Raw genomic sequence first — 24569 nt, 5'->3', positions numbered from 1 at the left:
GGGAAGATCAATGGTAGCGCCTTGCTGAGCAAAAAGCCGCTCAGGTCATTCGGTGCTTGTCAGGGTCCGAAGCAAGCTTTGCGCAATGCTCGCTCATCATCCATAGAGAGCCCGCGTAGCGCGGTCATTGCGCAAATGTCGCTCCTACGAGCCCGAAACTCCGACTGCGTCATGCTCTGCAAGCCGCTGTAGTCCCTTTCTCCAATGAACGAGGCAACAACGGCGAAAAGGACGACCAAAGCTACAATCGAAGCTCCTACGAGGTTACCAATGGACTTTCCGAACGATTTCGCTCGCTCCAATCGTTCCAACTCTCGATCTTCCCATTCCTGCGTGAGCGGCTCTCCACATCGCGGACATGAGTTCGCGCCGCTCGAAACTGGCCTCCGGCAAGTCGGACACAGTAGAAGAACTGACCTGAACTTTGGTAACGGAGGCGGCAGTCCGGGTTCTGCTGGGAGCCGTAGCGTTGCTCTAAGCGCCTTCGTCCGCATCCGGTCACGTTTATCTCTAAGGAACTCATTAGCTAGGCGGGTCCAATAAGACTTACCGGCTCCGATGATGGCGGCTGTTGCTTGAGCGAGTAGCCTTGACGCTCCCGGCTCTTGTGGTGGCACCACGTCATCTTGTTCACGAAAATCATTCAGGATATCGGGAGCCTTCCAATCCGAAAACCCCTGGCACCAAACCAGAACTTCGCTCGTGCGGCGCTCGTCAAATGTCGAGAGCACGTCCCTCAACTGTTCGAGCGTGAATGGACCAACTTGGCCAAATCTGTCTGAATACCACCAAACGGCTTCCATCCTAAACATTCCTAAAAATTGGCTCTGTGATCGAAATACCCTGTCAGAGTAGCGCACCCGCTGCATTTTGGGAAAAAAGTGCTCCATCCCGCACATAACGGGCCAGCATGGCATCAGAGGCGTGCCGGGTTTGAGCGCGGATTTTCAAAGTCGAGACCCCTGCCTGCGCGGCGCTCGTAGCGAGGCCGGCCCTAAGCGAATGCCCCGAATATCCAGAAGGATCGATCCCAGCTGCGCTGACGCGCGCTCTCGAACGATCTCGCCCACCGCTTCACCGGACAAGCGACAATCATGAACCCGGCCATGGCGGTCCACCGGTCGAAAGATCGGACCTTCAGTGATGCCGGAAATCGTCAGCCAGGTTTCCAGGGCGGCGACCGGACACCATCGTCCCCGGGCGAAAGGTATCCCAATTTTTTGCCCGCGAGCCTCCTGGTCGGATTTCGACCGAAGGAGGTGCAGGATGACGCCTTGTCGGGCATGCTCGACGTCGCCGCGATTTAGGCCGACCAGCTCGGAGCGACGTAAGGCTGCGGCAAATCCGCTGAGTAGGAGAGCCCGGTCGCGGAGGTCCTTCGGCTTCTCACCCGGGGCGTCCAACACCCGGATCAGTTCGTCGCGCAGCAGCGGCTTAGCCTGGTGTTGGGCGCAGCCATAAGTCCGCTTAATGCCCCTTAGCGTCGCCCGCACAAGCGCAGTTCGGGTTGGGTTGGGTAGCCCCCGGACCTCGTGCGCCTTTGAAAGTGAGGCCAGACGCCTCACCAAGGTCGCCATACTCAGCCTGCCAGCGTTCCGAGCGAGGTGTTCGGCCAGGGCTTCCGGCGACGCGGGTATCGAACCGCCACCTCGCTCAAATTCCCGCAGATCACTGATGTACGCTCGGCGGTTATTCTCCGAAACACTATTTTCGACGAAAAACTGTGCCGCTGGAGAGAATTCGGCCGGGCGTGCAATTAATTGCAATGACGGAGCAGGACGCTCTGACGAGGCCCTTGTAACCTCCGATAAGTGAATAGTATCACGGGTTAGAACGTTATCCGACATGGGACCGCTCCTCGTTCAGGAGGCCAATATCGTTGCGCATCATGTTCAACACTTCGGAGGCGTCCGGGCAGCGGGACCCATTGCACTCGATATCAACGAGCCTGCGTAGTTTGTCCCCTGTAGGCCACCGTGCCCGCTGTCGAACGAGCCCGCCTTCGACACGAAAAACAACGGTCCCAAGAAAATTAACCTGTTGCCCTGCCGGGACATGATTTCGCACCCAGCGTGCCGTCCTGCAGTCTCGTTGCAGAAATGACTGGAGTGCTCCGCGTCCCTCCCGGCAATAGAGATCATATGCATGGCCGAGGACCTCCCCAACCGTGATCGTGGGTGGCATGTCGTCATCTTTCAGGGTCGGTGCCTCGCATCTGGCGAGGGGACACAGCAATGCGACGAACGGGCAGAGCGGCTCCCCAATCTTCCGAAATGCTTCACGGGCGATTTCAACCACGGTGTGGGGTAGACCTGCCTCGCACAGTCCATCGAACAACGCGATGGCTCCCCACGGCGGGCGATCAGATGATCTGTTTGCCGTGGATGAGTACCTACGGCGTACCAAGTCGCGAGCGCACGTACGGGCAGCGCCGCGTCACCTGTGGCTATGCGAATGAGTTCAGCTGTTGTCTTGGCAGCAAGCTCTTCACGGGCTCGTTGATAGCGTGGATGACGATCGGCGGTAAGCAACAGATCGTCTGCCGCACGGCACTTGGGTCTCTTTGCCATTCGATCAACGATACTTGCGACTTTCCACTCCCCGCCTATCGTTGCTCGGTATCTCTTACCCGCAAGGGCCGCCGTAACCAGGGAAACTGTTTGTAGATCAGCTACCCCGACCTCTTCGAAAGCGGTAGCACCGCTGCGTCGCCAAAGGCGTTCTGGTGCGATTAGAAGGAGGGTTGCCGCCGCTCGCTGTGCGAGTTCGCTTTCACCCCGGCGAATGGCGTTCTGCAATAGGCTTATTGCGAGCCAGGGCGAAATTTTAAGTGGGGCTGGTTTTGGTTCGCGATAGGCGAAGATTTCGGCGGCCAGCTGCTCTCTGGCATTGTTGAGAATGACGCGCCCGTTCATGTACTCTCCTCCTTGATTGAGGGGAGCTATTGACATCTTGCCCACTGATAACGATGAACCAGTAGCGGGTCATGTAAAGAGAAATTGCGTGTTCAACGGAGTAAACCCATGCGGGAATTCTGCAAACGCGCATTTTAAGATTTCGGTCGGAGGTCGGCCTTTGGAGTTGGCCCCTGAACCCTTGAGAACTCACGTCTGGCTATTCCTCTGATTGACCGAGATATCCGCCCATCTTCTCAAGAACACGAGCTTCAAGTTGCCGCACGCGCGCGCGCCACGCCGAACTCGGCAGCGAGAGCTTTAAGAGCTTCTAACGACAACCGCTTATTATCTGCAAGCACCCGCGCTTCATACACACGGCGCTCGTATGAACTCAGCTCGTCCAATTTAGACACTTCCACCATTGCGTGACATCCTCGATTGCTAGCGCTACCGGGGCCCTCACCGTGATCTAGCCCTACCAATGCGGGGCGCGTGCGGCGTGATGTGCCCGCCCTATCGCGCGACGCGCAACGAGAAGGACGTGAGCGGCAGGCTTCTGCTCAAGTATCATGTTCGGGGAGCATCAGTAGTAAGCCAAATCTGTTAGGGAGTAAGCGTATGCACGCCGGCAAAGAACACGCCGGATGCGAGCAGCGCCATACTCCACTTCTTCAGAAAACTGCCTTAGGCAGATTGGATAAGGGTACGCGGTCTTCGCAACTCGCCGAGCTTCACTCTGACTGCGTATCGCTTCAGGCATTTCGTCCCCACCAAGCTGTTTTTGACGCAACCACAACATCCGGTCAGCGACCCGACAGACAAAACCATAAATACAAACGATACAAAAAGCCGTTGATCTGCCGCAAGAAAGGCAAGGGCGGGGTGAGGTAGATACTCAACACGTCTAAATCAGTTCAGACGCCGTGAAGGAGTCAAGACCCAACCTTTTTGAATACGCGACCGCCGAGTTGTCGCAAGACGCGTTGATTGCCGTGCTGATCCGCGTGAATTTTATCTTCGATAAGCAAAACCAATCGGTACCACGGCCACGATATCGGCTCCAGCATATTGGCGATGTACCACCACGTGCGATGCATTGACCCCGCCTCGCCGTGTTTCGCCAACAGCGCATTCAGAAAATTTTGGCCGGTATGGTGTAGTGCACCTCAATTTATCGAGATTTGCTGTTTCCCGGGGGCGTGCGGATAGACGAAGAGCCGTGGCAGCACGCGGAGGCCGTCTCCCACACGGCCACTCTTATGAGCGCTGCGTTTGTGCCCGCCATCTTCGAGGCAGCCTTCGAGCACAAGAACATCCGCATCCGGGTGGACGTACTGGAACGCCTCGCACCCGGCACCTGGGGACTGCGGGAAGTGAAGAGTAGCGGTGGCCTGAAGGATCACTACCCCCACGACATTGCGCTTGAGATCTACGTGCTTCGGGGGCGGGCGCCTCTGTCTTCTCTACAGAACTCCTCCACGTCAATACCAAGTACGTGGCGGGAGCCAAGTGGAATCTGCTGAACGGATTTCTTCACCCGCCTAGATGTTCGATCTGACCGCCCGGCTTGCCGCCTTGCGCGATCGTCTCAGTATGATCGGGCTTCCCGATGCCGAACCGGGGAGCGAGAGAAAACGATAAAGCAACTGCTGCGGATTTTTCGAACCTCAGCACCGCTGAGCGCGCTGCTCGCCCGACTGGCAAATCTGCTGCCGATCGTGCGAAGCGCCATCTACCTCTCAAAATTTGGGTTCAGCAATTCGATCAAGTCTGTAGCGCCAGCGCTGTGCCCCGGTTTTGGCTATGATGATCTTGAGGTCAACCCGATGGCGGTGCGGCGTCCGCAGCATTCCCGCAGTTGGCATCCGATCGCATCACGCGTGCCCCGGAGATAGATCGGCAGCGGGTTTGCGCTTCTCGCCTACTGCGAGCGCGATAGGCTGGCCCCTTACGAGGTGCATCGGGCGCCGGCACAATTGGTCCTGCGGTCAACCAAACGATGCCGTCCCATTGCAATGCCGAAGAGAGCTCAATATTCCTAATTTATGAACCCATTTATTCCCAAAAAAATCGCCCTCTGATACATAATTAAGAACGACAGGCAGCCAAGACTGCGGTTTACCGGTGACCGAAGGGAGGACCACCGATGACCAAATATACAAGCATTATGAGTATTCACGCCCGGCGTCGTATTCAGCAACGGGGCATCCGGGTGGCAGTTCTGGACCTGGTCATAGCGAATGCCGATGTGGCACTGCATGCAGGTAATGGATGCGAGACCATCCGACTGAGCCGCGAGGCGGCCTGTGATTTGGTTGGAAGCGGTGACGTTGACCCCGAGGACGCCGCTCGTGCTTGCCGCGTGGCCGTACTAATCGGTCGACGAGGCTTGGTGACTGCGCTCCATCCCTCAAAAGGTCGTCGCGGGCGTTGCTATCGCCGTCAGGACAAGACAAGGGCGGCCCACCTGGGGAGGCCCAGGCGATGAGCGCGGAAATCATCGAGATGTCAACTCGTGAGGCTGCGCGGCAATGGGAACGCGACGAGGTGGCTAGAGCAATTCAGGAAAACAAGATTCTCAACAAAGAGTCCGACAGGAAGAAGGTCGCACTCAGGCTGGCGCGCCTGCTGCATGATGCCGCGGCCGACGAACGTGGCTCGAAGACGCGGATCGTCCATCTCGCTTGGCCAACCGAAGGCGTTCCCCTTAAGAAACTAGACCGCGTCACGCTTCCATTGGACGGCGAACCAAACGCGGATCGGCTCAAACGCCTCGCGAAGAAACCAAAGCACTATGCTCAGCTCGCGAAAGCAATCGCTCACTTCTTAGGGCTCCGTTCGCAAGATGTATTGGTCGATATATTCCGCGGTACTCAGATTGAGGCCGGGGTCACCGCGCGGTCGAGCAGGTTCAGCGAGAACCATTCGGAAGACTGGGACAAGTTGGCCGAGTTGATCGCAGCCATGGCAACGGCCGTGGCCACACGTAAGGGTCTGCGCGAGTATCTACGCTGTATCGGCGATCGATCCGGCACGTATAGCCTTGAGACTGAGACGATCCGCCCTTCGGGGTCGTCCCTTTTGCCGCACGGACCGCTCGCGCACGGTTACGAAGTTTGGGACAATTTCCCGCCCATCCCAAGCGTGCCCATTTTCGTGAAGTTATTGGCTGGCCCATACGAACGCGAGATCAAAGTGGTCGGTCCCAACGGGGGGAATCGAGTCATTCCGGTTACCGTCACGATAGGCCGTGAAGTCCGCCTAGCAATCGGTCCAGCGGACGAAAGGGAGACGCCAAGACCAATGTTCGAAATCCGCACTGTCACCGACATGCTCGACCGAGACGGGTGGAACTGGGCCGGTCGCCGGAAGTGGTTTTACCTTGAAGGGATGGAAAGATTCACCACTCAGGACAAGGATGGGAATGAGCTCGTTGCGGAAATTGAACTCGGTTCAGCGTCTGGCGTAGAGGGGAAATGGATTCCACTTTTTGAAGAGGGGGACCAGACTGTGCCATTGCAAAGTCAGCTTGATGAAGTTGAACAAGCGCAGCTCGCGCTGAGTAAAATGGATGCACGTGGAGCGCGCCAGTGGGAGCACGTTTACGCGACATGGCTGCCGGTCACCTCCATCTCGTGCGCCGAACTGCTGGGAGGACGCCCATCGGAAGGTCGCTATGCATTGCAGGTTGATCTCGGAGAGCGACGAGGAGGGACGTTCCTCCCACACGACAGTGTAGGCAGTTGGGTCGAGGCCGCAATTCTTACGAACGGTGAACGGCCGATCGAGATGGCGCTTGAGGCGAACGCCGAGCGGTTAGCGGAATTGGTCCGCGGCCACATCATCCATCAGCGCGGTGAGGCGGAAGCAAACCATCGGCGGGCATTGGCTGAGTGGGCAAACGAGAGCGAACATAGAGGTCGAAGCGATGACTGAGATGGTTGATATTAGCGGCATCACAACTAGGGACCTCGTCGCGCAGGACGAGATCGAATTTCTGTACGAAATCCAAGCCCTGCGAGCCAAGCTAGACACCGCCAAGCCGTTCTATGTCTACATGCTTCACAAGCCAGACTTTACTCCGTTCTATGTTGGCAAGGGGACAGGGTCACGCATTTTGAATCATGAGTCCGACGCCCGCAACATCACCTTGCGCTCTCATAAGCTCAACGTCATCCGCGCCATCCATCGTGCAGGCAGATCGGTGGTCTATCTCCTCGATGGGTTCTTCGATCAAGAAAAGGACGCTTTGGCTCGCGAGCGTGAACTCATTGCGGAGGTTGGTCGTCACGATCTCGGCCGCGGCCCACTGACGAACCAAACGGATGGCGGTGAAGGAACATCGAACCCATCCCTGGAGAGCCGCGAGCGCCGCGCCGCGACACTCGGCGGCCTGTCCGAGGACACAGATCGGCGAGCGGCGAACCAGTTTTTTGCGAGCATTTCCGGTCGGCGCGCCTCTGTTCCGATAAAGCCCCTGGGCGCGAGACGTCTCGAAATAACTACGCCACACGCGAACGCACGAAGTCCCCGCGAGCGGATGGCAACCGCCCTCGTGGCGGCCGCAATCGCCTCGGGACGAATGATCGCCGTAGGGTCAATCCTTCCGAGACTTTTCGAGATGAACGGCCACCCCTTAGTCATCGAGAATGGCGTGTCCCGAGACATGTTGAAGGCCGGAATGATCACGATCGAAGCGGGCGCCACAAGGCCAGAGCGGGAAATGTTCCGGCTTACGGAGACCGGTTACGCGGCAATATTGCGATTCATCCGGCGGCGAAAACTTATCGATCTCGGCGTTTTAGAGGACGCGTAGCAGCTTACCGTGAATGCCTCGCCGTAGGCCCAGCCACACGCAGGCGTCGGATCGGGCGAACCGTGAGCTCAAGGGACTGTACGGGAACCGGCAATTCTTTCCTTCGCTAACCCAAACGCGTCAACATAATCAAGTCGGCCAAACGTGGGGACCTCCACCCGGAGTGTCCCTGTGCGTCCTGCAGGTGTACTCGTCGGGCCAGCGCTTGGACCTCCGCAAGGTCATCAACAAGGTAGACTACGGCGCTGAAGTTATGAAGGCGATAGCCGCGTCTATGGGCTCTGGCGACGATTGAACGGGCACTCTGGATGGCGGCACTGTGGGGCGGGGGTCGTCACGTCGAAGCCGTCTTCAGCTGGACCGAACGCGGCCAAGGGATCAAAGCCCTTCGCTAGATCAATCACGCGTACAGCGTCCGACCATAGCGATACGCCGCGTTTGCTTCCACGCTCCCAAGCAGCAATAACGCCCGAAATGCGGATGAGTGACCTACTACGAATGACGATGCCTAGTGGGATAGGATTGCCCTTGGCGTCGGCAAGTTCGGGCTGTTTCCTTGGGGACTTGAAGATGAAGGCAATCTCGCCCTCCTTCGTCTCTTTCCAGGGAACGTGGACGTTCTTCTTGCTGCGGAAATTGTCGTCCGCGACCTTCTGGATTTCCTCTTGGAAGCGTTCCGCATAAGCCTTGTCAGCAGTCGCTTCAGTCTTGTACTTGCCATCGGCGTATTCGCCCTTTGTGTCCGGCTTCGATAGGTGCGGCTCGCGGGCGGTCATCACTTCGGTAACGAACGGCACGTACTTGAACGTCTTGTCGGTCATCGCGCGCATCTCCTGAGCCTTCGGCGCTCGGTCGGCATGCTCGGACGAGAGGCTGACTGCACCTAATGTAGGTTTTTGCTGACTAAGTGCAGATGCAAGGATTCCCCTTGGTTGGCGCGGTCAGTTCAGAGCCTTCCCGCTAGACTGCCAGCATCTACCTCCAGCTGGTCGGCTCTAGCCTTCATGGGTTTTAGCTGACGACCAGCGTCCCATGACAGAACGCCGAGCGTTGCGGGAGCGGGGAACAAAGACAAGAACACGAAGGCAATGGATATTGGCTCCCACGCCTCCGAAATCAGGTCATCAGCTTTGAATGCAATCACAACCAAGATCATGGCCAAGGCTGCAGCGACGATTGAATTGATGACGATGTACTTCGTAAATTCCTTGAATAGGTTGATCTTGAAAATCTCGTAATCACTCTCCAGGCGATCCAGCTCATCAAGCAACTCCGATACAGGCTGGTCACGCTCTAGAACTACGAACAAGCTCTTTGTTCTTGCGACAGATCGCAGAAACGGCTGCACGCCAAGATCGCCGTAAAGCTGCAGAACGGCTGTCCCCACGTGTAGACTTACTCCTAGTTGAATTAGGCTTGAGAAATCCCCATACTTCATGAATCCGCGCTCCTTCCGATGGACGACAGTGGTCTATAATCCTACCATCCTTGCGAACGTTCTCCGCGCTCGCTCCCTGACGCAAGCCGAACTGTCCAGGCGGCTTGAGATCGACGCCAGCACGCTGCGCAGCGAACTTGACCGACAGCCAGAGCCAGCGCAAGGCATCCTCAATCGGATTGCGAATGAACTCGCCGTCCCTGTGTTTACATTCTTCAGGGAGACCGCTCCTGAGCTTGACGACACTCTTCCTGACTTTCGGTCAGACAAACCGCAACCCAAAGCAAAGACGAAGGAAACTCTCAGGGCGATACAATTCGGAGAGGGCGTTCAGAAGGCGCTTAAAGGACACACGGCACGTTCCGCTCCCTCTGAGATGCCTCGCCTAACGGCGAGCGATTCTGCTGGCGTAACGAGAATTGCTCATAGTGCACGCCAATACTTCGATATCACGCTTGAGGATCAAATAGAGGCCAAGGACGACCGCGCGTTTTACTTGATATGTCGGCAAAAGATCGAAGCGCGTGGAGTTCTTGTCCTGCACCACAGCTTCCCTGAACAGGATGGAAGCGGGTTCTGCCTATACGATGCGCGCCATCCCGTGATTGTGGTGAACACGAAGGCGCAAACGTGGGGGCGACGACTGTTCACACTAGCGCATGAGCTTGCGCACGTTCTGCACCGCAGTTCAGGCATTTCTGACCCATTCATTTGCCGGAACTCCATAGAGCGCACCTGCAATCGATTTGCGGGGAGCTTTTTGGTCCCGGAAGCATTCGCAGGCACGCTTCTGCGCCTAAAGAATGATGCCCAGATTACCCCCGATGAGGAGCACGTCAGATGGGCATCGCGACGCCTTAAGATCAGCCAAGAGGCGACTGTTCTGCGTCTTGAGCAATTGGGCATCTACACGACGGGAAGTTACGAGAAATGGAAGCGTCTCGTTCACAATCGTAACCCTGATTACCTCAAGCGACGTGGCGGACCAGGCAAGGACCCGGTCCCCCAAGAAAAAGTAAAGCTCTCCAAGTATGGCTTCCAGTTCGCGCGCGCGTTTGATGAGATGCTTGAGCAAGGTCTCGTTTCAGAAATCAACCTCTACCGCGCGACCGGACTAAAACCGCAGTATCAGCGTCCCTACTTCGACTACGTTAAGTCGCTCACCCCTGAACAGCTCCGTTCGTTGGAGCTGGATGATGAGTAATGATGAGCCGGAGTGTTTGTGCATCATCGACACAGACGGACTGCACGCCATCGCAACGGCCTCTGGGAATCTCAAGACCGTGCTGACCGACATGCTCAACGTGGGCGCTATTGGAGTTCCCTCAATTGCCTTGAAGGAGTTTAGAAAGCTCTTTGCGGACGAAGCCGCAGAACTTGAGCCGTTCATTTCAAAGAAGATTTCGATGAAGAAGGCGTTCTATTTGGGGGCAGCTCGGATAGCCGAACGCACGAACTCTGGCTTCCCGAGAGGCGCGCACGACGAAAATGTTGAACTCTATGTCGGCGCAATATCCCTAACGAGCGGCTGCACAATCGTTACTTCGGCGGCCCAAGCCGCGATTTACGGCGGCATGGGCTGCGATGCTTCGGAAATCTCCAGCTGGGTAGCGCTTCAATAGGGTGTCAAAGCGCGTGCGATGCGGGAATAATTCCCAATAGCCGCGCTAACGAGAGGGTGAGACCTTGTGTGCTCTGAGGTAGCGCTTGCTCTCTCGTGAAGCCGCGCGCGCGGTCTTGAACGCACGCTACTTCTTTTTGTTTCCGCAATAGACCGCATACGCGGTGACCGTAATGTTCAGCGGGATGTTGGGAGGATCAACGTGTATGAGATATATAAAATACCGCTAGTTGTGCACGCTTATCTCGGCGCGTCAACGCTCGTCTTGCAATCCGACGCGGCGCCTAAGCACGACAATCAGTTAGGCAATCCAGCACGTACCTATACAAGGAGGCGCGCTATCAGAGGCTCCACACGCCTTTCTGGCCGTGCAAACAGGAGCTTAGGCGTTTAGCTAGACACCTATGCAAGGAGGGCTCGGTCTCGATCACGCCCCAGCCCGCGCGGCATCACTGAGGCAAAGCGATCGACACCTGCAAAGCGTTCGGGGGTTTCTACGTCGCCTGTGAGAGCCCTATGGAGCTTCAAAAGCTCACCAGCGTCTTGGAGGCTGGATGGTCCGAATTGGACCTAGCAGCCTTCGCACTTCAGCACTTCAAAAAGCCCTTCTACGCGATGAAGCCGAAAGACCTCATCGCCATCATCAATAGCGCACTCTACGGCGACTTTTTCGCCCGCCACTTCCTGAAGCAGCGAGCAGCAAGAGCGTCAGCGCACATCCCACCACCACTAATCTGAAATCGACGCGACATGACTGCACCCATTGCGGCAGGCAGGCGAAAGGAATTTGAGTTCCTCCGTTCTGTGTGCTGATCGCTCCAAGAGCGCTTTACGCTAGGCGAGGCTATCCGACAGGGATGGACCGCCAGCGGCATTGAAGCCGAAGCCCACAGATACACAGGCAGAGGCGGCCTCAAGTATCGCATAGCCATCAAAGACACCTCAGAGCGCCGCTACTACAGCCCTGAAGAGCAAGCGGCTGATTGGACAGCATATCACGAGGCTGAAGCTGCAAAGGCCGCACGAGCATCCGCAACGAGCAAGCGTACCACGCTGGCACCGTGCGTCGTCTCAAGGCGGAGGAGGATATCTATCGGCGCATCTCAGACAGCATGGAGAACGTCACGCAGCGTGGAGCATTCCACAAGTACCTGTCAGCCCTCTGGGGCTCTGACAGTCCGGAGGTCGTCATGAAGGTCCGTGACCAGATGATGGCCGAATTCCCACAGTATGGCGTCACGATCCTCAAGCACATGCCTGATGACGTGATCAGGGGATTGTGGAACGCGAAGCCAGCGAAGAGGACCTGACGGCATACTTAACCGCGTGGCTTGGCTCAACCCTGCGTCAAGCCACGCGCGACCGTTCGTTGCCTGCACCACTGGCGATCACCAGCGATAGCCATACCCGCGATAGTACCCAGGGCCGTAGGCGTATGCGGGGCGAATAACGCGCCGGTACGCGGGACGAGCATAGTAAGAGCTGTATCCGCCGTAGTATGCGGGGGCGTAGCCGTAGTTGTAGTATGCCGGGGCATAGCCGCCGTAATAGCCATAACCTGGTCCGCTATAGTAGCCATAACCCGGTCCGCCGTAGTAGCCGTAACCTGGTCCATAGGCGTAGGCGCTGGAGGCTATGCCACCAACCACCGCCGCTCCAATTAGTCCGGCCGCGAGACCTCCACCCCAGCCGCCCCAACCACCACCACGCCATGCTTGGGCTGGTGTGGGGGTTGCCAAGGCAGAGATGCCGATGGTGGCAGCGGTCACTAACGCCAATGCTGCTTTATTCATCTCCGAAGCCTCCGTTGTTCCCGGAACTTCAACCAACAATCTAGCTATAGTTTCCTCTGACCGCCGTTGGCGGAACGGTTTTCGCGGAATTTAATATTGATGAACGGCTTCGGAAAGCAAAACTGCGGTGGCCCCTGGGGGGTTAACTCTTGGGTCAGGCCGCCTTCAGGCTCAGCAACGCCCTGGAACGTACATGCATGACACGGTGACCCTGCGCGCTCTGGCCGTTAACCAACGGCGGGCAATTCAACTCCGCAAGCCTTGACAGCAGGAGCGACTATTTTAGGTCTTGCCGCAGGGGCATCGCCCGTTTTCAGCACAAAGCAATTTAGGCCGCCAGGGTGACGATGATGACCGATGAGGAAATGGTGCGCCTTCGTGCGCATGGTAACAACATTGCCCGCTACTGCCGACTTCTCCAAACCAAGCTATCGGACGTTGAGCGGCAATACATCAAGCGCCGCCTTGCCGAAGAGGAGAAGGCGTTCACGTCCATCGGCCCAACCACAATGTCTCCGGGATAGTCCTATGAGCGATTTGACAACACACCCTCTCGATGAGGCCATCAGGCTCCGTTGGGTCCTGCGGGATATCAGAGCCCAGCGCCTCCTGCTCAGTCCTGTTAGCCCAGACGATATCGAGACGTTGCGCGCCATGGGGTACGTTGAGGGCGAGGGCAAGGCGATTGTGCTCACCCCAGAGGGGCACGAGCAGATAGGTGGCTGAGGGCACGGCTGATGAGTTGAAAGCGCCTCACTTCGTCGCCGTGCGCATCGTAAGACACTGTCGCGCTGTTTCAATATGCTGAGCACAGGACTTTTAGCGTCGCACCTGAGCGCACACGCCGTGACCTTGAGAGGGCGAAAGTACCTTCCCGAACGGGTCTACCGAGTGGCTTGAGCTAATCATTCGCATATCTGGTTGCACCGTGAGCAGTCCAATCGGAGTGCCTTCGCTATTCAGCTTGACGAATGCGGTAGCTCCCGTGCGGTCGGAAACAACCATGGCTCGGTCACCAATGCCGGGCGAGACGCCTATTCGGGCGTATTGACCGTCGGGCGCACAAGACCTCATGGCAAGCTTGCATTCAAGCACAACCAAAGACGGTAGGCTTCATGGCTGGCTTGCTCATCTCAGGTCAGGGCCGCCTCCGTATTGGTACGGATACATACACTCACCATGCTTAGGCCTCATTGAGGCGCACCATCGACCGTTTCAGGCGAACAGCGCATTTGGGGAAGTTCGCTATGCCAACGGTATTTGAAGAACGTGCAAAGACGTGCACTTGTGATGTTTGCGGGTGCCCTATGGCGCTCCTGGCTGACTTGCCATCCGTGGGCAGGTATGAAGCCGTGCAGGTATTCCGTTGCTGCGGTTGCAATGCAGTGAAGTCGTCGAAGCAAGGGGCTTTAGTAGATGGCCCTCAGCACGTACCCGAGGAGGTGTGTTCTCACTAATTTTTCGAGCGTGTTTGCGTGTCCGCACCACATATGGCGAAGCACGGAAGACTGAGGGGGTGCGCAACTGGCTTAGTCCGAAAGGCAATCGAGCGAAGTATTGTTGTGCCTAGCTTGAAAAGCTAAAGTTATGTGAGTGGCTGCAGCAAGCCGAGCGCAATCTATCTGACGATGTTGGAAGTAGTCCTAAAAGACCGAGGCAGACGGGGCTGGGATTGGCAGGTTCGCGATCATTCCGACAGGACCTTACTTGCCGGACGAGAGAAGACCCGGCAGGCCGCGAAATACATGGGCGACCGAGCGTTGTTTCAACTGCTTGCCACCAATCCAAAAAACATTGATCTCCACAAGCCGACTTAGGCAATGCCCGTGGGTCACGTGCCGACCCCCTGCTACGATAGCTCCTCACCATGTATCCGGCGACCGGGACATCTCAGCCGGTTGAGTGTCGCCAAGAGAACGCTGAAGCCCGCTTGCGGCGCTTTTACCGCTGCTAACAACTCATCTTCGATGCTTACTATTCGAATGGCCCCGCATCGGGGCAGAGAGTAAGCGCTGTTTTCAGGCCACAGCTTTGAGGTCGTGACGGCAATAGGCCCACGGCAGCAGGTGATCGATCTCGTTATTCGGATGACCGTTGACGATCCTGGTGAGCGCGTCGGTCAAGTAGGCAAGCGGATCGACATCGTTCAGCTTACAGGTTTCGACCAGGGAGGCGATGATAGCCCAGTGCTCGGCACCACCGTCGGAGCCTGCGAACAGCGCATTTTTCCGGTTGAGCGTGATCGGACGGATCGAGCGCTCTACGGCGTTGTTGTCGAGCTCGATACGGCCATCATCGATAAAGCGCGTCAGGCCCTCCCAGCGTGAGAGCGCATAGCGGATGGCGTCGGCCAGCTTGCCCTTTTGGCTGATCAACGCGAGCTTTGCGCGGAGCCACTGCTCGAAGGCTTCCGCCAGCGGTCGGCTTTTCTGTTGCCGAACGAGACAGCGCTCCTCGGCGCTACGGCCACGGATGTCCTTCTCGATGGCATAGAACTCGGCGATATGCTTGAGCGCCTCGCCCGCAATGGGCGCGGGACCGGGGGCGGCGAGTTCGTAGAAGTTACGCCGCATGTGGGACCAGCAGAATGCAAGCTGAACGTCGCCACGCTCGGCCAGCTTGCCATAGCCAGCATAGCCATCGGCCCGGTTGATCGAGGGCGGACTGCCGACCGAAGCAACCGTCGCCCAGGTTCTGGTGTCCAAATATGCCGATCACCTGCCGCTCTATCGGCAGGCTCAGATTTACGCCCGCCAGGGCATTGAGCTCGATCGTTCGACGCTGGCGGACTGGGTGGGACAAGCAGCCTTCCACCTGCGTCCGTTGCATGAGCGCCTCCTCGGCAAGCTCAGGCGACGGCCAAAGCTGTTCGCCGACGAGACGACGATGCCGGTGCTCGATCCCGGCCGAGGGCGCACCAAGACCGGTCAGCTCTGGGCCTATGCAGCGGACGACCAGCCATGGGGCGGCGCCGATCCGCCGGGCGTCGCCTATGTCTATGCTCCCGATCGCAAAGCCGACCGACCAATCGCCCATCTGGCAGGCTTCAAGGGGATCCTGCAGGTCGGGGGCCGGCGCCTGCATGACACCGTCCTCGCAAGCGCGGCAGGCGTATTTGGGACGCCGGGTAACGAGGATCCGGAACTGCGCCGGGACCAGGTCCAGCCGCTCGCTTCTATCCTCGCCGATCCGATGTAACTCGCCCTGGCAGCAGGGACAGGTCTTGTCCTCGATGTCGACGACGACTTCGATCCGCGGCAGGTGCGCCGGCAAGGCGCCACGGTTGACGCGGCGCCTACCGGCTTGCACCTCACGGCCTTCAGGTGCGCTGACGTCCTGCGCCGTCTCGCCGTACGCTGCCACCTGCTCGACGTCTTCTAGGCCCAGCAGCATCTGATCTTCAGGCAGCGTCTCTGCCCGCCGGCCAAACCGATGCCGCTGCAATTCCTTGATGATCTGACGCAGCCGTTCGCTCTCGCACCGCTCCGCAAGCAGCATCGCTTTCAGCGTCTCGGGATCGTCAGGCAGGGCGTCGCTCACACCCAATTCAGAGCATATTCGCCGCCAACTGGCGACGCGTCCGACGCTCCTGATTCACTTCGCCGCAGCACCGCCAACAACTATCCCGCTTGTGTTGGCGCCGGCGTCGCCCGTGCTTCATGCACAAGCCGCCAGTCGAGCCCCTCCAGCAGCGCCGACAATTGCGCCGCCGACAGACGCATCACACCGTCCTCGATCTTCGGCCAGCGGAAGATTCCATCCTCCAGCCTCTTGGCGAACAGACACAAACCCGTTCCGTCCCAGAACACCAGCTTGATCCGATCCGCCCGCTTGGCCCTGAACACATAGACAGCTCCCGAGAATGGGTCAACCCCCATGCTCTCGCGCACCAGGGTAGCAAGCCCCTCCATTCCCTTGCGGAAGTCTACCGGTTTAGTCGCCACCATCACCCGGACCGCACCCGACGGACCGATCACTGGCTCGCCTTCAGCGCCTGGACGATCGACGCAATCATCGTTGGGTCGGCGCCACGACCGGCCCGGATCGTGATGCCGTCAACTTCGATCTCGATGACTGCTGCGGTGACAATCCATGCCGTCGGGCTACCGAACAGACCGAGTCGCCGCTCGCCACGATCTCCGCAACGATCCGCGTCTACAGTGCCAGTTCATTGCGGCCTTTTTCAATAGGGTAAAGTTTTGCGCGACACACCAGTGCTTTTGTTCATCGATGCAATAGCAGTCAGTGCCATCCTCATCGGGACAATCTTCGTCCTCGTCGACCATCTAGCAGATCGGGCGATAATGTATCTGGCATCAATTGTTCAAATTCCGTTTGTTGCGTTCACCCAGGAGGGGGCATCGCATTGGCTGTCCACGCGATCAGTTCTGTCGCGATGCTTGCGAATGCGTCATTGAAGGCGGCGACAGCTGAGGCGGGGTCAGGCTTGTCGAGCTTCCTGCGTTGTTGAAAAATATGCGAAGCCACGACTTGCCCCTCCTTGTCCAGGACCCGCGCTGAAAATCCGATCTCGGCGGTTGGTTCTGGATCCGTATCGATCTGAAAGCTTCTGACGTCGACCAGTAGCTGAGGGTTTGCTCCCGGATTGTCGGTCGAGCGGAGTGGCGCATGGGCGACATCGTAGTTTTCGAAGCTCTGAATGAGCTTGGCTTGCAGCATCTTCGGAATGCTGTCGGCCCACTGCGCGTTCGAGAATCCCGGAAGGTCCCTGTTCGGCGCAATCAGGAATCGCTGCGTGTCCAGCAGCAGGATCGACGTCGGTGTCGGCATCACCAGGTGCTCGTTGAGCGGCGTCCTTGGCGAAGCAAATTCGGAGGGAAGGCTGAGGTCGTAGACGGTCTTTGGGATCGCCGGCTCGCTGCCTCCCGTCATCTTGACAAGACCGGCCACGATGGAGTCGAGGCCGCCGGTATTCTTGGCGAGCCCTTCCGTAAATATCTTCAGATTGGCGATCGTATTCTTGAGCGGTTCCGCGTTTTCAGCCAGCACTGAATCGACCCGCCCGAGTGCGTTGCGGGCAGCCTGCGTCATGCTTTGACCGGCCGCCGGATCGGCGACGAGCACTTTCATATCCGTTGACGCACCGACCTCCTTGCCACCCTCCAATATGATCACGGGAACGCCCGTGAGACCCTGGAAGTCCAGACCAACCTTTGTGTCGGAGTGCACCGGAGTACCTGATGCGACGGCGATGGTCGCATTCACCTGCCGGGGGCTGTCCGCGACTAAACCCAGATTGGTGACCTCTCCAACGCGGATTCCATTAAACAGCACCGCTGCGCCTACAAGTAGTCCCGAGACGGACCCCTCGAACTGGACGTGATGCACTGTCCGCGCGCCGGTTCCGGCAGTGTTGTGCAGCCAATAGACGAATCCAAAGACTGCACCGATTGCCGCCAGGACGAATGCGCCGACGACGATAAAGGGAGCGCGGGTTTCCATTTGTCAGCTCGATTCTGGTTGTAGCATCAGGGAGCGCTTGCCGTGGAAGTACGCCTTGACCCATGGGTGGTCGGAGCGAAGCAATTTGCGCATCGGACCGATCGCAACGATCTTACCGTCCGCGAGCGCCGCAACGCGGTCACAAACAGTTTTCAGGCTGGCAAGGTCGTGGGTCACCATGAAGACGGTCAGCCCGAGCGTTTCCTGCAGCGTTTTGATCAACTCGTCGAAGTCGCCAGCCGCTAGGGGGTCGAGCCCGGATGTCGGCTCGTCGAGGAAGACGATTGCGGGGTCCAGCGCGAGCGCACGCGCCAAGGCTACGCGTTTTGTCATTCCGCCCGAGAGTTCGGACGGAAACTTGTCGCCGTCCCCTGGCGTCAAGCCAACCATTTCGAGTTTGGCGGTCGCAATCTCGTTCAATAGCGATTCGGAAAGGACGAGGTTTTCTCGAAGCGGAAACTGAATATTTTGCAGTGCCGTCAGAGAGGAAAAGAGCGCGCCCTGCTGGAACAGGATGCCCCACATCGCAGCGGTGTGAACGTCGCGACCGTGGCTGTCGTCAATATCAATGCCCATGACCTGGATGCGGCCGCTCCGTTTTGGAATAAGCCCGATAATGGTCCGCATCAGCACGGATTTTCCGCCGCCGGACGCGCCGACCAAACCCAGTATTTCGCCTCTGCGAACGTCAAGGGACAGATGGTCGATCACGGTTTGCTGGCGGAATCCCACCACGAGATCGTTCACGCGAATGGCAAATTGCTCCCCGGATCCCTGCATCGTCACATTCCAATCGATGCAAAGAAAACGGCGAAGGCGCCGTCGAGAACGATGACGAGAAAGATCGATTTGACGACCGAGATTGTCGTCTGTTTGCCGAGCGATTCCGCACTTCCCTTGACCCTCAAGCCCTCACTGCTTGCGACGATGCCGATCACCAATGCCATGAAAGGCGCCTTGATTATTCCGACTTCGAAATGCGTCACGGAGACGGCCTCGTGAAGTCGAGCAAGATATATCGCCGGACTCATCCCGCCATAGAACCACGCGACCAGACCGCCGCCATACAAGGCGGCCATCGATCCAATGAAGGCCAGGATTGGCAGCGCTAGGATCAATGCGATGATGCGCGGAAGTATCAGAACCTCGACGGGATCGAGACCCATGGTGGACAAGGCATCGATTTCCTCGCGCATTTTCATCGACCCGAGTTCGGCGGTGTAAGCACTTCCAGACCGGCCGGCGACCATGATGGCAACGATCAGGACACCAATTTCGCGCAGTACGAGAATTCCGACGAGATCGACGACATAGGACTCGGCGCCGAATTTTCGGAAATGAAAGATGCCTTGCTGAGCGATGATTGCGCCGATCAGAAAGGTGACCAGGGCCATGATCGGTATGGCTTGCCATCCGACCTGGTACAGGTGATAGACTAGAGATTTCAACCGCAGCGAACGGGGCCTTCGCAGAACGCCCAGGCTGGCCGCGCCCAGCGCTCCCAGCATTTGCAGAAAGACGGATATATCTTCAGCTGCGCCGAACGCGGACCGGCCGATGGTTTCCAATCGCCGGGCGACAGGATTTTGGATCGGCCGACTGGCGGGCGTACGGCGGTTGACCTGCCGAATGTCTTCGATAAGGCCCTCATAACGGCTGGCGACGCCAACGAGTGTTGCGGGGTGACCGAAGTCGGACGCGCCGCGCAAGGTCTTTTCAAGCAACCATGCACCAAGCGTGTCGAGTTCACGCACGTCGACCATGTCGATCTTCAATTTCTGGGTCCTTTGGACGCCAGGCGAGACGAGATGGATCAGCCTTTCCAGGGTGGCCGCATGGACGACTGTCCAGGAACCGCTTGGACTAAGTACCAACGTCTGGTCTTGGGTTGCCGCACCCAGCGCGGGTACCGTCTTCAATACTCTTGCCGGTCAAGAATGCTTCGTCTGGGTAGGTATTCACCCGTGATCCATTTCGAGAAGGCGCAAGAGAAGTTATGGATGCAAATTTCGCAAACTTGTTCTGTATGATCGGAGCTTCCGTTTGGCACTTGGAATCCTGTTCTGCTGCTCAGCAAGTCCGCGTAAATATCGCCCTGGCGGGATCAAGTGTTGATTATCAGATTGCGCGGATGCGGCTCGCCGGTGGTGGTGCCACTCATCGAGATAAGCAAGGAGGAAGGATTGAGTTCCCTGAAACAGGGCTCGTCGGCGGTGTGAGTGTGAGCATTGAAGGTCGGCGTCGTTGGACATACCGAAGCCTTCCAGTGACCTATGGTCAAAATTGCTCACAACAATAAAAAAAAATGGAGCAGGATCAAGCGATTCCGCGGACAAAGACATTGTTGGTCTGGCGTCCTTGTTAGAAGCGGTGTTGGTTTTAACGTGCCGCCCCTACTGTATGGCAAAAGAGCGGTCCTGGCGGCCGTACGCTATAATTTTCGAATCCAGATTGGTTCATTACCATGCCCGATGGCTCTGCCACCGCCCATATCTATCGTCCGAAAATCTTCACCGTGTTGGTGGAAGGATATAATCTCAACTGCTTTCGCCGGGATATGTTGGCCGCACTTACCGTGGCGATTGTCGCTCTCCCATTGTCAATGGCGATCGCTGTTGCCTCGGGCGTTTCGCCGGAACGAGGGTTATATGCCGCCGTCATTGGCGGCTTCCTGGTCTCAGCGCTGGGCGGCAGCCGCTATCAGATTGGCGGTCCCGCCGGCGCGTTCATCGTTCTTGTCGCAGCAACCGCTACCAAATTCGGCCTGGAAGGGCTGCTGCTCACGGTTTTTATCTCCGGATGCATGCTGACGCTGATCGGGTTGCTGCGGCTCGGTTCGCTCATTCGCTACATTCCGCACGCAGTGACAGTCGGCTTCACCTGCGGGATTGCGGTCACGATCTTTGCCAGCCAGCTCAAGGATCTCGGCGGCCTGAGATTGCCCGGTGCCGAACCTGGACAGCTGTTGCCCAAGCTCGCGATGCTCGGTCAGGCGTTGCCGACCCTCAGCCCGGCCGCGTTCGCTGTTGGCGCAGGCTCCGCCACCTTGATCTTCTTGCTGCGACGCTTGCTGCCGAACTGGCCGGGAATGTTGATTGCCGTCGTGCTTGCCTCGGTAGTCGTCTGGATGTTCCATTTGCCGGTCGAGACCGTCGGCAGCCATTTTGGTCAACTTCCGGATGGCGTGCCGCCCCCCCGATTGCCATCATTCTCAACTTCATCTGTGCTTGACGTGTTGCCGGCTGCGCTCTCTTTTACCCTTCTTGGGGCGGTCGAAAGCCTGCTGTCCGCCAAAGTGGCCGACGGCATGACAGGACGCAAGCACCGCTACAATATGGAGGTCGTAGCGCAAGGCGTCGCAAACGTCGCTTCTGCTATATTCGGCGGGATCAGCGTGACCGGAACCATCGCGCGCACGGCGACCAATATTCGTGCCGGAGCATGCAGTCCGATCTCCGGCATAGGGCATTCCGTCTTTATCCTGGTTTTCATGTTGGTCGCAGGACCGTTGGCGAGTTTCATCCCCTTGTCGACGTTGGCCGGTGTACTAGTGGTGGTTTGCTGGAATATGGCGGAGAAGGAAGATTTCCTTCTCCTGCTTCGCGATTGGCGCGGTGCCAGCGTGCTTATGGCCACCTTCGGCCTTACGCTGATCGAGGACCTTACCTTCGGTATCATCGCGGGATGCATGCTGGCCGCGGCGTTCGGGATCTTCGACCGAATCAAGCGGCGACAAGTGCATTCCTGAGAAATGCTCGAGTCAGCTAAGGCGTACGAATTTGTTGTGATCGAAAGCAGACACCTGTGGAATGGCCGGTTCTCCAAGCGGCCATAATTCGAAATAAATGGTCGATACGCGTTGCAGGATTTGTGCGATTGAATGCGATAAGTTCAGCAATCGCCTCCGACCGACCCGGCGCAGAGCAAAGGTACCCACGACGGATACTTATCCTCCTGTCGGATTGAAAATGGCGCCGCTAGTGCGGGGGCGCGCGATGCGCACACCCCGCTCCTTCAAGTCACGCAAGACAATATACATCATTGCAGTCATCAGTGCGTCGTTGAACGCGTCGTGCTGGGCGAGGGGCGGAATGCCGAGATCCTTAAGTATCGCCGCGAAGGAGAGATCGACCACCGTGTTGGCCGGCGCATCGCCATATTTGCGCTCGTAGTAGAGCTTGGAGACCTCGATTCGACGGTTGGGCAACTCGATCCCGATGTGCGGCAGGATGTACTTGTCCAGCATGGCGATGTCGAAATCGACGTAATACCCAACCAGCGGACGTCCGCCGATGAAATGAAGCAGCCCCGGTAGTACCTTCCCTATCAGGGGGGCCTGCGCAACATCGGCCTGACGCAGGCGATGCACCTTGATCCCTTCGGCCCCCATGCCGGCATCGGGACGAACGAACGCTTCGAAACGCTCACTGGTTAGGATCCGGTTGCCTCGAATTTTGATCGCGGCAATGCTGATGACGTCGTCGGTACGCACATTTAGGCCTGTCGTCTCGCAATCGATCGCGACAACCTCGTCTGCCGGGCCTGCCTTGAACATGAACCGATACGACTGATCGCCGATCGAGGCTTGATGAAAAAGGCGTTTGAGTGCGCGGGGGATCACGTCAGAACATGCAGAGATTGAAGTGGCGGCGAATGAGCGCGCGAAACTGCTTGACGACCTGAAAGGCGTCGCGCAACAGATCGCGTTCCATGCTCGAAAGCGACGATGGCCGCACGAGTGTACCTGACGTGCCGGCCGATGCCGCCAGTTGCCCATCGAGCCTTAGCATCAGCAGGAAGTGAAAAGTTTCCCTCAGCTCTCGGGCGAAGTCGGCTTGCAGAACGTCGATATCGCACAATCGCGCAATGCGCTTGTCGGTCGCAGTTTCCAGCAAGCCGCGCTCGATCGCGAGACTGCGGACACCGTGAACGATCGGAAAGATGCCGCCCTTCTTGAGGTCCAGCGCATCGCCCTTGCCCTCGGACGTGACCAGCTTGTTAAATAACCCGATCGGTGTCGCGAAGGCGTCAATGGCATGCGCGAAATGCGCCGAATAGACCTGCTCCCCACGGATAAGATCGACCAACGCCGCCTTGGCCTGGGCCAACAGCCGCGCGTCGCCCGCAACGGCACGCGCATCGTAAAAGATTGCCACGTTCATGTGAGCGGCTTCGTCGGGTAACGCCACCCAACGCCGGAAATCCGCAAGATATTCGGACAGCGGCTTTGACCAGACCGGGTTGCGTACCATTACATTTCCGGGACAGGGCGGAAAGCCGAAGTCGGCCAACGCATCTGAAAAATCGATCCGAAATGCTTCCAGCGCGGCCTTGTCGACGGGGCCGGCCAGGATCAACCCGTTGTCCTGATCGGTGCGTACGGTCTGCTCGCCGCGACCTTCGCTGCCCATGACGACGAGACAGCCGCCGGCACGGATTTCTTCCGGTGCCACCATCTCGAACAGCCGGGAGAACAGCCGTCCATTGAGATCAGAGACAACCTCGCCGATGACCTCGACCTTGACGCCCTGGCGACGCAGTGTGCGCACCTGCGCGACGGTCTCTCGCGCCGCAACCGCTAAATCATCCCTGCTCGACGCGCGATCGATGCGACCGGCGACGACCTGGGCGCTACCGGCGAGAAAACCCAGCAGGTCGATATCCTCGAGGATGCCGATATAGCGCTCGCCATCATGCACTGCGACGCGGCGCTTGTTGCGTTTTGTCATCAGCACGAGAGCCGCTGATACGAAGTCATCTGGCCGCAGCGTTACCACGTCAAAATGCGCGAACTCGCGCACCGGCGTTTCGATCGGCTGGCGTCGCAGCACCACGGCCTTGGACAGGTTCATGCCGGTGATGATGCCGATGCGTTCGCCGTCGCGAACGAACAGGGCGTTGCTGTCGATCTCGCGCATCAGGTGGCCGGCGGCTTCGATGGTATCGCTGGCATCGATGAACGACGGGGGATGCAGAAACAGCTCGGAGACTCGCGCGCGCATCAGCGAGCCGTAGCGCCGCTCCTCTTCGTCGCGGGCGAGCTCATCCAGCTTGTGAGAAATCTCGCGGTAGAAGAACGAGGCAAACCGCGGATTGCTCTGGATCAGGCTGATGGTCACCCCCTTGGGGCACGTGTAGCACAGCGTCTCCTCACGCGCCACGAAGGCGTGGCCGCTCTTGCCGTGGACGAGGGCGCGGCTGTCGAAGCTGTCCTTGGGGCCGAGCAGTGCCAGCAGATCGTCGCCGTCGCGCTCTTCGACGGTGCCCTTGATGACCACGAACAGGGCGCCGGCGGGCGCGTTCTGGGCGACGATCGTTTCGCCGGGGCGAAAGTAGGCGATATCCAGTGCCGCACGCAGGGTCTCGACCTCCTGCGATGTCAGGCGGTCGAAAGGCGCGTTGGCGGCATCGAAGGCGTTGGGCATTAATTTCCCCTGACCAGATCCCGGCAAGCCAGGAATTGGATGGTGGTCGGCCGAGAATGATCCAGGCGAGCGGATCATCGCCCCCGTTAAAACGGCGACCGCCTGCAATCGCCGTC

General features: G+C 58.1%; 19 protein-coding genes and 3 pseudogenes. 10 read left to right on the top strand and 12 right to left on the bottom strand.

From position 1 onward, the window contains the following. Positions 1-59: 59 nt before the first annotated feature. On the bottom strand, positions 60-803 hold the full coding sequence (locus tag G6P99_RS47415; protein ID WP_165127227.1) for a GYF domain-containing protein: 744 nt from the start codon (positions 801-803) through the stop codon (positions 60-62). 291 nt (positions 804-1094) lie between these two features. Here G6P99_RS47415 and G6P99_RS03150 point away from each other — a divergent pair, with 291 nt between their 5' ends. The 3 genes from G6P99_RS03150 to G6P99_RS03140 all read left to right on the top strand — a co-directional run bounded on the left by G6P99_RS03150 (position 1095) and on the right by G6P99_RS03140 (position 7713). Next, positions 1095-1307: a hypothetical protein gene (locus G6P99_RS03150; protein WP_165127225.1), complete on the top strand. Its 213-nt coding sequence runs from the start codon at positions 1095-1097 to the stop codon at positions 1305-1307. 4074 nt (positions 1308-5381) lie between these two features. Then, the gene (locus tag G6P99_RS03145) at positions 5382-6833 is read left to right on the top strand and encodes a hypothetical protein (protein ID WP_165127223.1); all 1452 of its coding nucleotides are present in this window, start codon (positions 5382-5384) and stop codon (positions 6831-6833) included. Next, complete coding sequence (locus G6P99_RS03140; RefSeq protein ID WP_165127221.1) at positions 6826-7713, top strand: GIY-YIG nuclease family protein; 888 nt, start codon at positions 6826-6828, stop codon at positions 7711-7713. The genes G6P99_RS03145 and G6P99_RS03140 overlap by 8 nt, the downstream gene beginning before the upstream one ends. Positions 7714-7985: 272 nt before the next feature. On the opposite strand, the gene G6P99_RS03135 is transcribed toward G6P99_RS03140, so the two are convergent. Then, on the bottom strand, positions 7986-8534 hold the full coding sequence (locus G6P99_RS03135) for a hypothetical protein (RefSeq protein ID WP_165127219.1): 549 nt from the start codon (positions 8532-8534) through the stop codon (positions 7986-7988). A gap of 125 nt (positions 8535-8659) precedes the next feature. Continuing rightward, positions 8660-9100, bottom strand: coding sequence for a hypothetical protein (locus tag G6P99_RS03130; protein WP_165127217.1), 441 nt, complete (start codon positions 9098-9100; stop codon positions 8660-8662). Between the two features lie 79 nt (positions 9101-9179). Between G6P99_RS03130 and G6P99_RS03125 the strand changes: the two genes are divergently transcribed. The 4 genes from G6P99_RS03125 to G6P99_RS03110 all read left to right on the top strand — a co-directional run bounded on the left by G6P99_RS03125 (position 9180) and on the right by G6P99_RS03110 (position 12082). Then, on the top strand, positions 9180-10355 hold the full coding sequence (locus G6P99_RS03125) for a helix-turn-helix domain-containing protein (protein ID WP_165127215.1): 1176 nt from the start codon (positions 9180-9182) through the stop codon (positions 10353-10355). Continuing rightward, positions 10348-10773, top strand: coding sequence for a hypothetical protein (locus tag G6P99_RS03120; protein WP_334261914.1), 426 nt, complete (start codon positions 10348-10350; stop codon positions 10771-10773). The genes G6P99_RS03125 and G6P99_RS03120 overlap by 8 nt, the downstream gene beginning before the upstream one ends. Positions 10774-11288: 515 nt before the next feature. Continuing rightward, positions 11289-11510: a hypothetical protein gene (locus G6P99_RS03115; RefSeq protein WP_165127211.1), complete on the top strand. Its 222-nt coding sequence runs from the start codon at positions 11289-11291 to the stop codon at positions 11508-11510. 323 nt (positions 11511-11833) lie between these two features. After that, complete coding sequence (locus tag G6P99_RS03110; protein WP_165127209.1) at positions 11834-12082, top strand: hypothetical protein; 249 nt, start codon at positions 11834-11836, stop codon at positions 12080-12082. A 78-nt stretch (positions 12083-12160) separates the two neighbouring features. Here the strand turns inward: G6P99_RS03110 and G6P99_RS03105 are convergent, their stop codons facing one another. Beyond that, on the bottom strand, positions 12161-12565 hold the full coding sequence (locus G6P99_RS03105) for a hypothetical protein (protein ID WP_165127207.1): 405 nt from the start codon (positions 12563-12565) through the stop codon (positions 12161-12163). Positions 12566-12915: 350 nt separating this feature from the next. On the opposite strand from G6P99_RS03105, the gene G6P99_RS03100 reads away from it, so the two are divergent. Beyond that, a complete protein-coding gene (locus G6P99_RS03100; RefSeq protein WP_334261913.1) occupies positions 12916-13089 on the top strand; it encodes a hypothetical protein in 174 nt (57 codons plus the stop codon). 1494 nt (positions 13090-14583) lie between these two features. On the opposite strand, the pseudogene tnpC reads toward G6P99_RS03100, so the two are convergent. Beyond that, a pseudogene (gene tnpC / locus G6P99_RS03095) lies at positions 14584-15210 on the bottom strand (IS66 family transposase); the annotation flags it as partial. Here tnpC and G6P99_RS03090 point away from each other — a divergent pair. Then, positions 15209-15637: pseudogene (locus tag G6P99_RS03090) on the top strand (IS66 family transposase); the annotation flags it as partial. The pseudogenes tnpC and G6P99_RS03090 overlap by 2 nt on opposite strands. Here the strand turns inward: G6P99_RS03090 and G6P99_RS03085 are convergent. The 5 genes and pseudogenes from G6P99_RS03085 to G6P99_RS03065 form a co-directional block, all read right to left on the bottom strand. Beyond that, positions 15632-16063, bottom strand: a pseudogene (locus tag G6P99_RS03085) (IS66 family transposase zinc-finger binding domain-containing protein); the annotation flags it as partial. The pseudogenes G6P99_RS03090 and G6P99_RS03085 sit on opposite strands and share 6 nt — an antisense overlap. Before the next feature lie 122 nt (positions 16064-16185). Then, positions 16186-16542, bottom strand: coding sequence for an IS66 family insertion sequence element accessory protein TnpB (gene tnpB, locus G6P99_RS03080; RefSeq protein WP_165127203.1), 357 nt, complete (start codon positions 16540-16542; stop codon positions 16186-16188). A gap of 367 nt (positions 16543-16909) precedes the next feature. Continuing rightward, positions 16910-18028, bottom strand: coding sequence for an ABC-type transport auxiliary lipoprotein family protein (locus tag G6P99_RS03075; protein ID WP_165127201.1), 1119 nt, complete (start codon positions 18026-18028; stop codon positions 16910-16912). A gap of 3 nt (positions 18029-18031) precedes the next feature. Then, on the bottom strand, positions 18032-18808 hold the full coding sequence (locus G6P99_RS03070; RefSeq protein ID WP_165127199.1) for an ABC transporter ATP-binding protein: 777 nt from the start codon (positions 18806-18808) through the stop codon (positions 18032-18034). Between the two features lie 2 nt (positions 18809-18810). Further along, a complete protein-coding gene (locus G6P99_RS03065; protein WP_165127197.1) occupies positions 18811-19947 on the bottom strand; it encodes an MlaE family ABC transporter permease in 1137 nt (378 codons plus the stop codon). A gap of 545 nt (positions 19948-20492) precedes the next feature. Between G6P99_RS03065 and G6P99_RS03060 the strand changes: the two genes are divergently transcribed. Next, a complete protein-coding gene (locus tag G6P99_RS03060) occupies positions 20493-21776 on the top strand; it encodes a SulP family inorganic anion transporter (protein ID WP_165127195.1) in 1284 nt (427 codons plus the stop codon). A gap of 198 nt (positions 21777-21974) precedes the next feature. Here the strand turns inward: G6P99_RS03060 and G6P99_RS03055 are convergent, their stop codons facing one another. Together G6P99_RS03055 and G6P99_RS03050 are read right to left on the bottom strand one after the other, a co-directional pair. Beyond that, positions 21975-22649: a 3'-5' exonuclease gene (locus G6P99_RS03055; protein WP_029084238.1), complete on the bottom strand. Its 675-nt coding sequence runs from the start codon at positions 22647-22649 to the stop codon at positions 21975-21977. 1 nt (position 22650) lies between these two features. Next, positions 22651-24561 carry a putative nucleotidyltransferase substrate binding domain-containing protein gene (locus G6P99_RS03050; RefSeq protein WP_246709448.1) on the bottom strand — a complete coding sequence of 637 codons (1911 nt, stop codon included), beginning with the start codon at positions 24559-24561 and terminating at the stop codon, positions 22651-22653. Between the last annotated feature and the right edge of the window lie 8 nt (positions 24562-24569).

Source organism: Bradyrhizobium sp. 6(2017), from assembly GCF_011058295.2.
GTDB classification, from domain to species: Bacteria; Pseudomonadota; Alphaproteobacteria; order Rhizobiales; family Xanthobacteraceae; genus Bradyrhizobium; species Bradyrhizobium septentrionale.
Note: the sequence above shows the minus strand (reverse complement) of the source record. Positions and strands in the feature narration are given on the sequence as shown.

Excerpts from the sequence above, each read along its gene's own strand:
- G6P99_RS03135 (WP_165127219.1), bottom strand. The coding sequence starts at position 8,534 with ATGACCGACAAGACGTTCAAGTACGTGCCGTTCGTTACCGAAGTGATG.
- G6P99_RS03140 (WP_165127221.1), top strand. The coding sequence starts at position 6,826 with ATGACTGAGATGGTTGATATTAGCGGCATCACAACTAGGGACCTCGTC.
- G6P99_RS03070 (WP_165127199.1), bottom strand. The coding sequence starts at position 18,808 with ATGCAGGGATCCGGGGAGCAATTTGCCATTCGCGTGAACGATCTCGTG.
- G6P99_RS47415 (WP_165127227.1), bottom strand. The coding sequence starts at position 803 with ATGGAAGCCGTTTGGTGGTATTCAGACAGATTTGGCCAAGTTGGTCCA.
- G6P99_RS03120 (WP_334261914.1), top strand. The coding sequence starts at position 10,348 with ATGAGTAATGATGAGCCGGAGTGTTTGTGCATCATCGACACAGACGGA.
- G6P99_RS03115 (WP_165127211.1), top strand. The coding sequence starts at position 11,289 with ATGGAGCTTCAAAAGCTCACCAGCGTCTTGGAGGCTGGATGGTCCGAA.
- G6P99_RS03145 (WP_165127223.1), top strand. The coding sequence starts at position 5,382 with ATGAGCGCGGAAATCATCGAGATGTCAACTCGTGAGGCTGCGCGGCAA.
- G6P99_RS03075 (WP_165127201.1), bottom strand. The coding sequence starts at position 18,028 with ATGGAAACCCGCGCTCCCTTTATCGTCGTCGGCGCATTCGTCCTGGCG.
- G6P99_RS03150 (WP_165127225.1), top strand. The coding sequence starts at position 1,095 with ATGAACCCGGCCATGGCGGTCCACCGGTCGAAAGATCGGACCTTCAGT.
- G6P99_RS03060 (WP_165127195.1), top strand. The coding sequence starts at position 20,493 with ATGCCCGATGGCTCTGCCACCGCCCATATCTATCGTCCGAAAATCTTC.
- G6P99_RS03100 (WP_334261913.1), top strand. The coding sequence starts at position 12,916 with ATGACCGATGAGGAAATGGTGCGCCTTCGTGCGCATGGTAACAACATT.
- G6P99_RS03105 (WP_165127207.1), bottom strand. The coding sequence starts at position 12,565 with ATGAATAAAGCAGCATTGGCGTTAGTGACCGCTGCCACCATCGGCATC.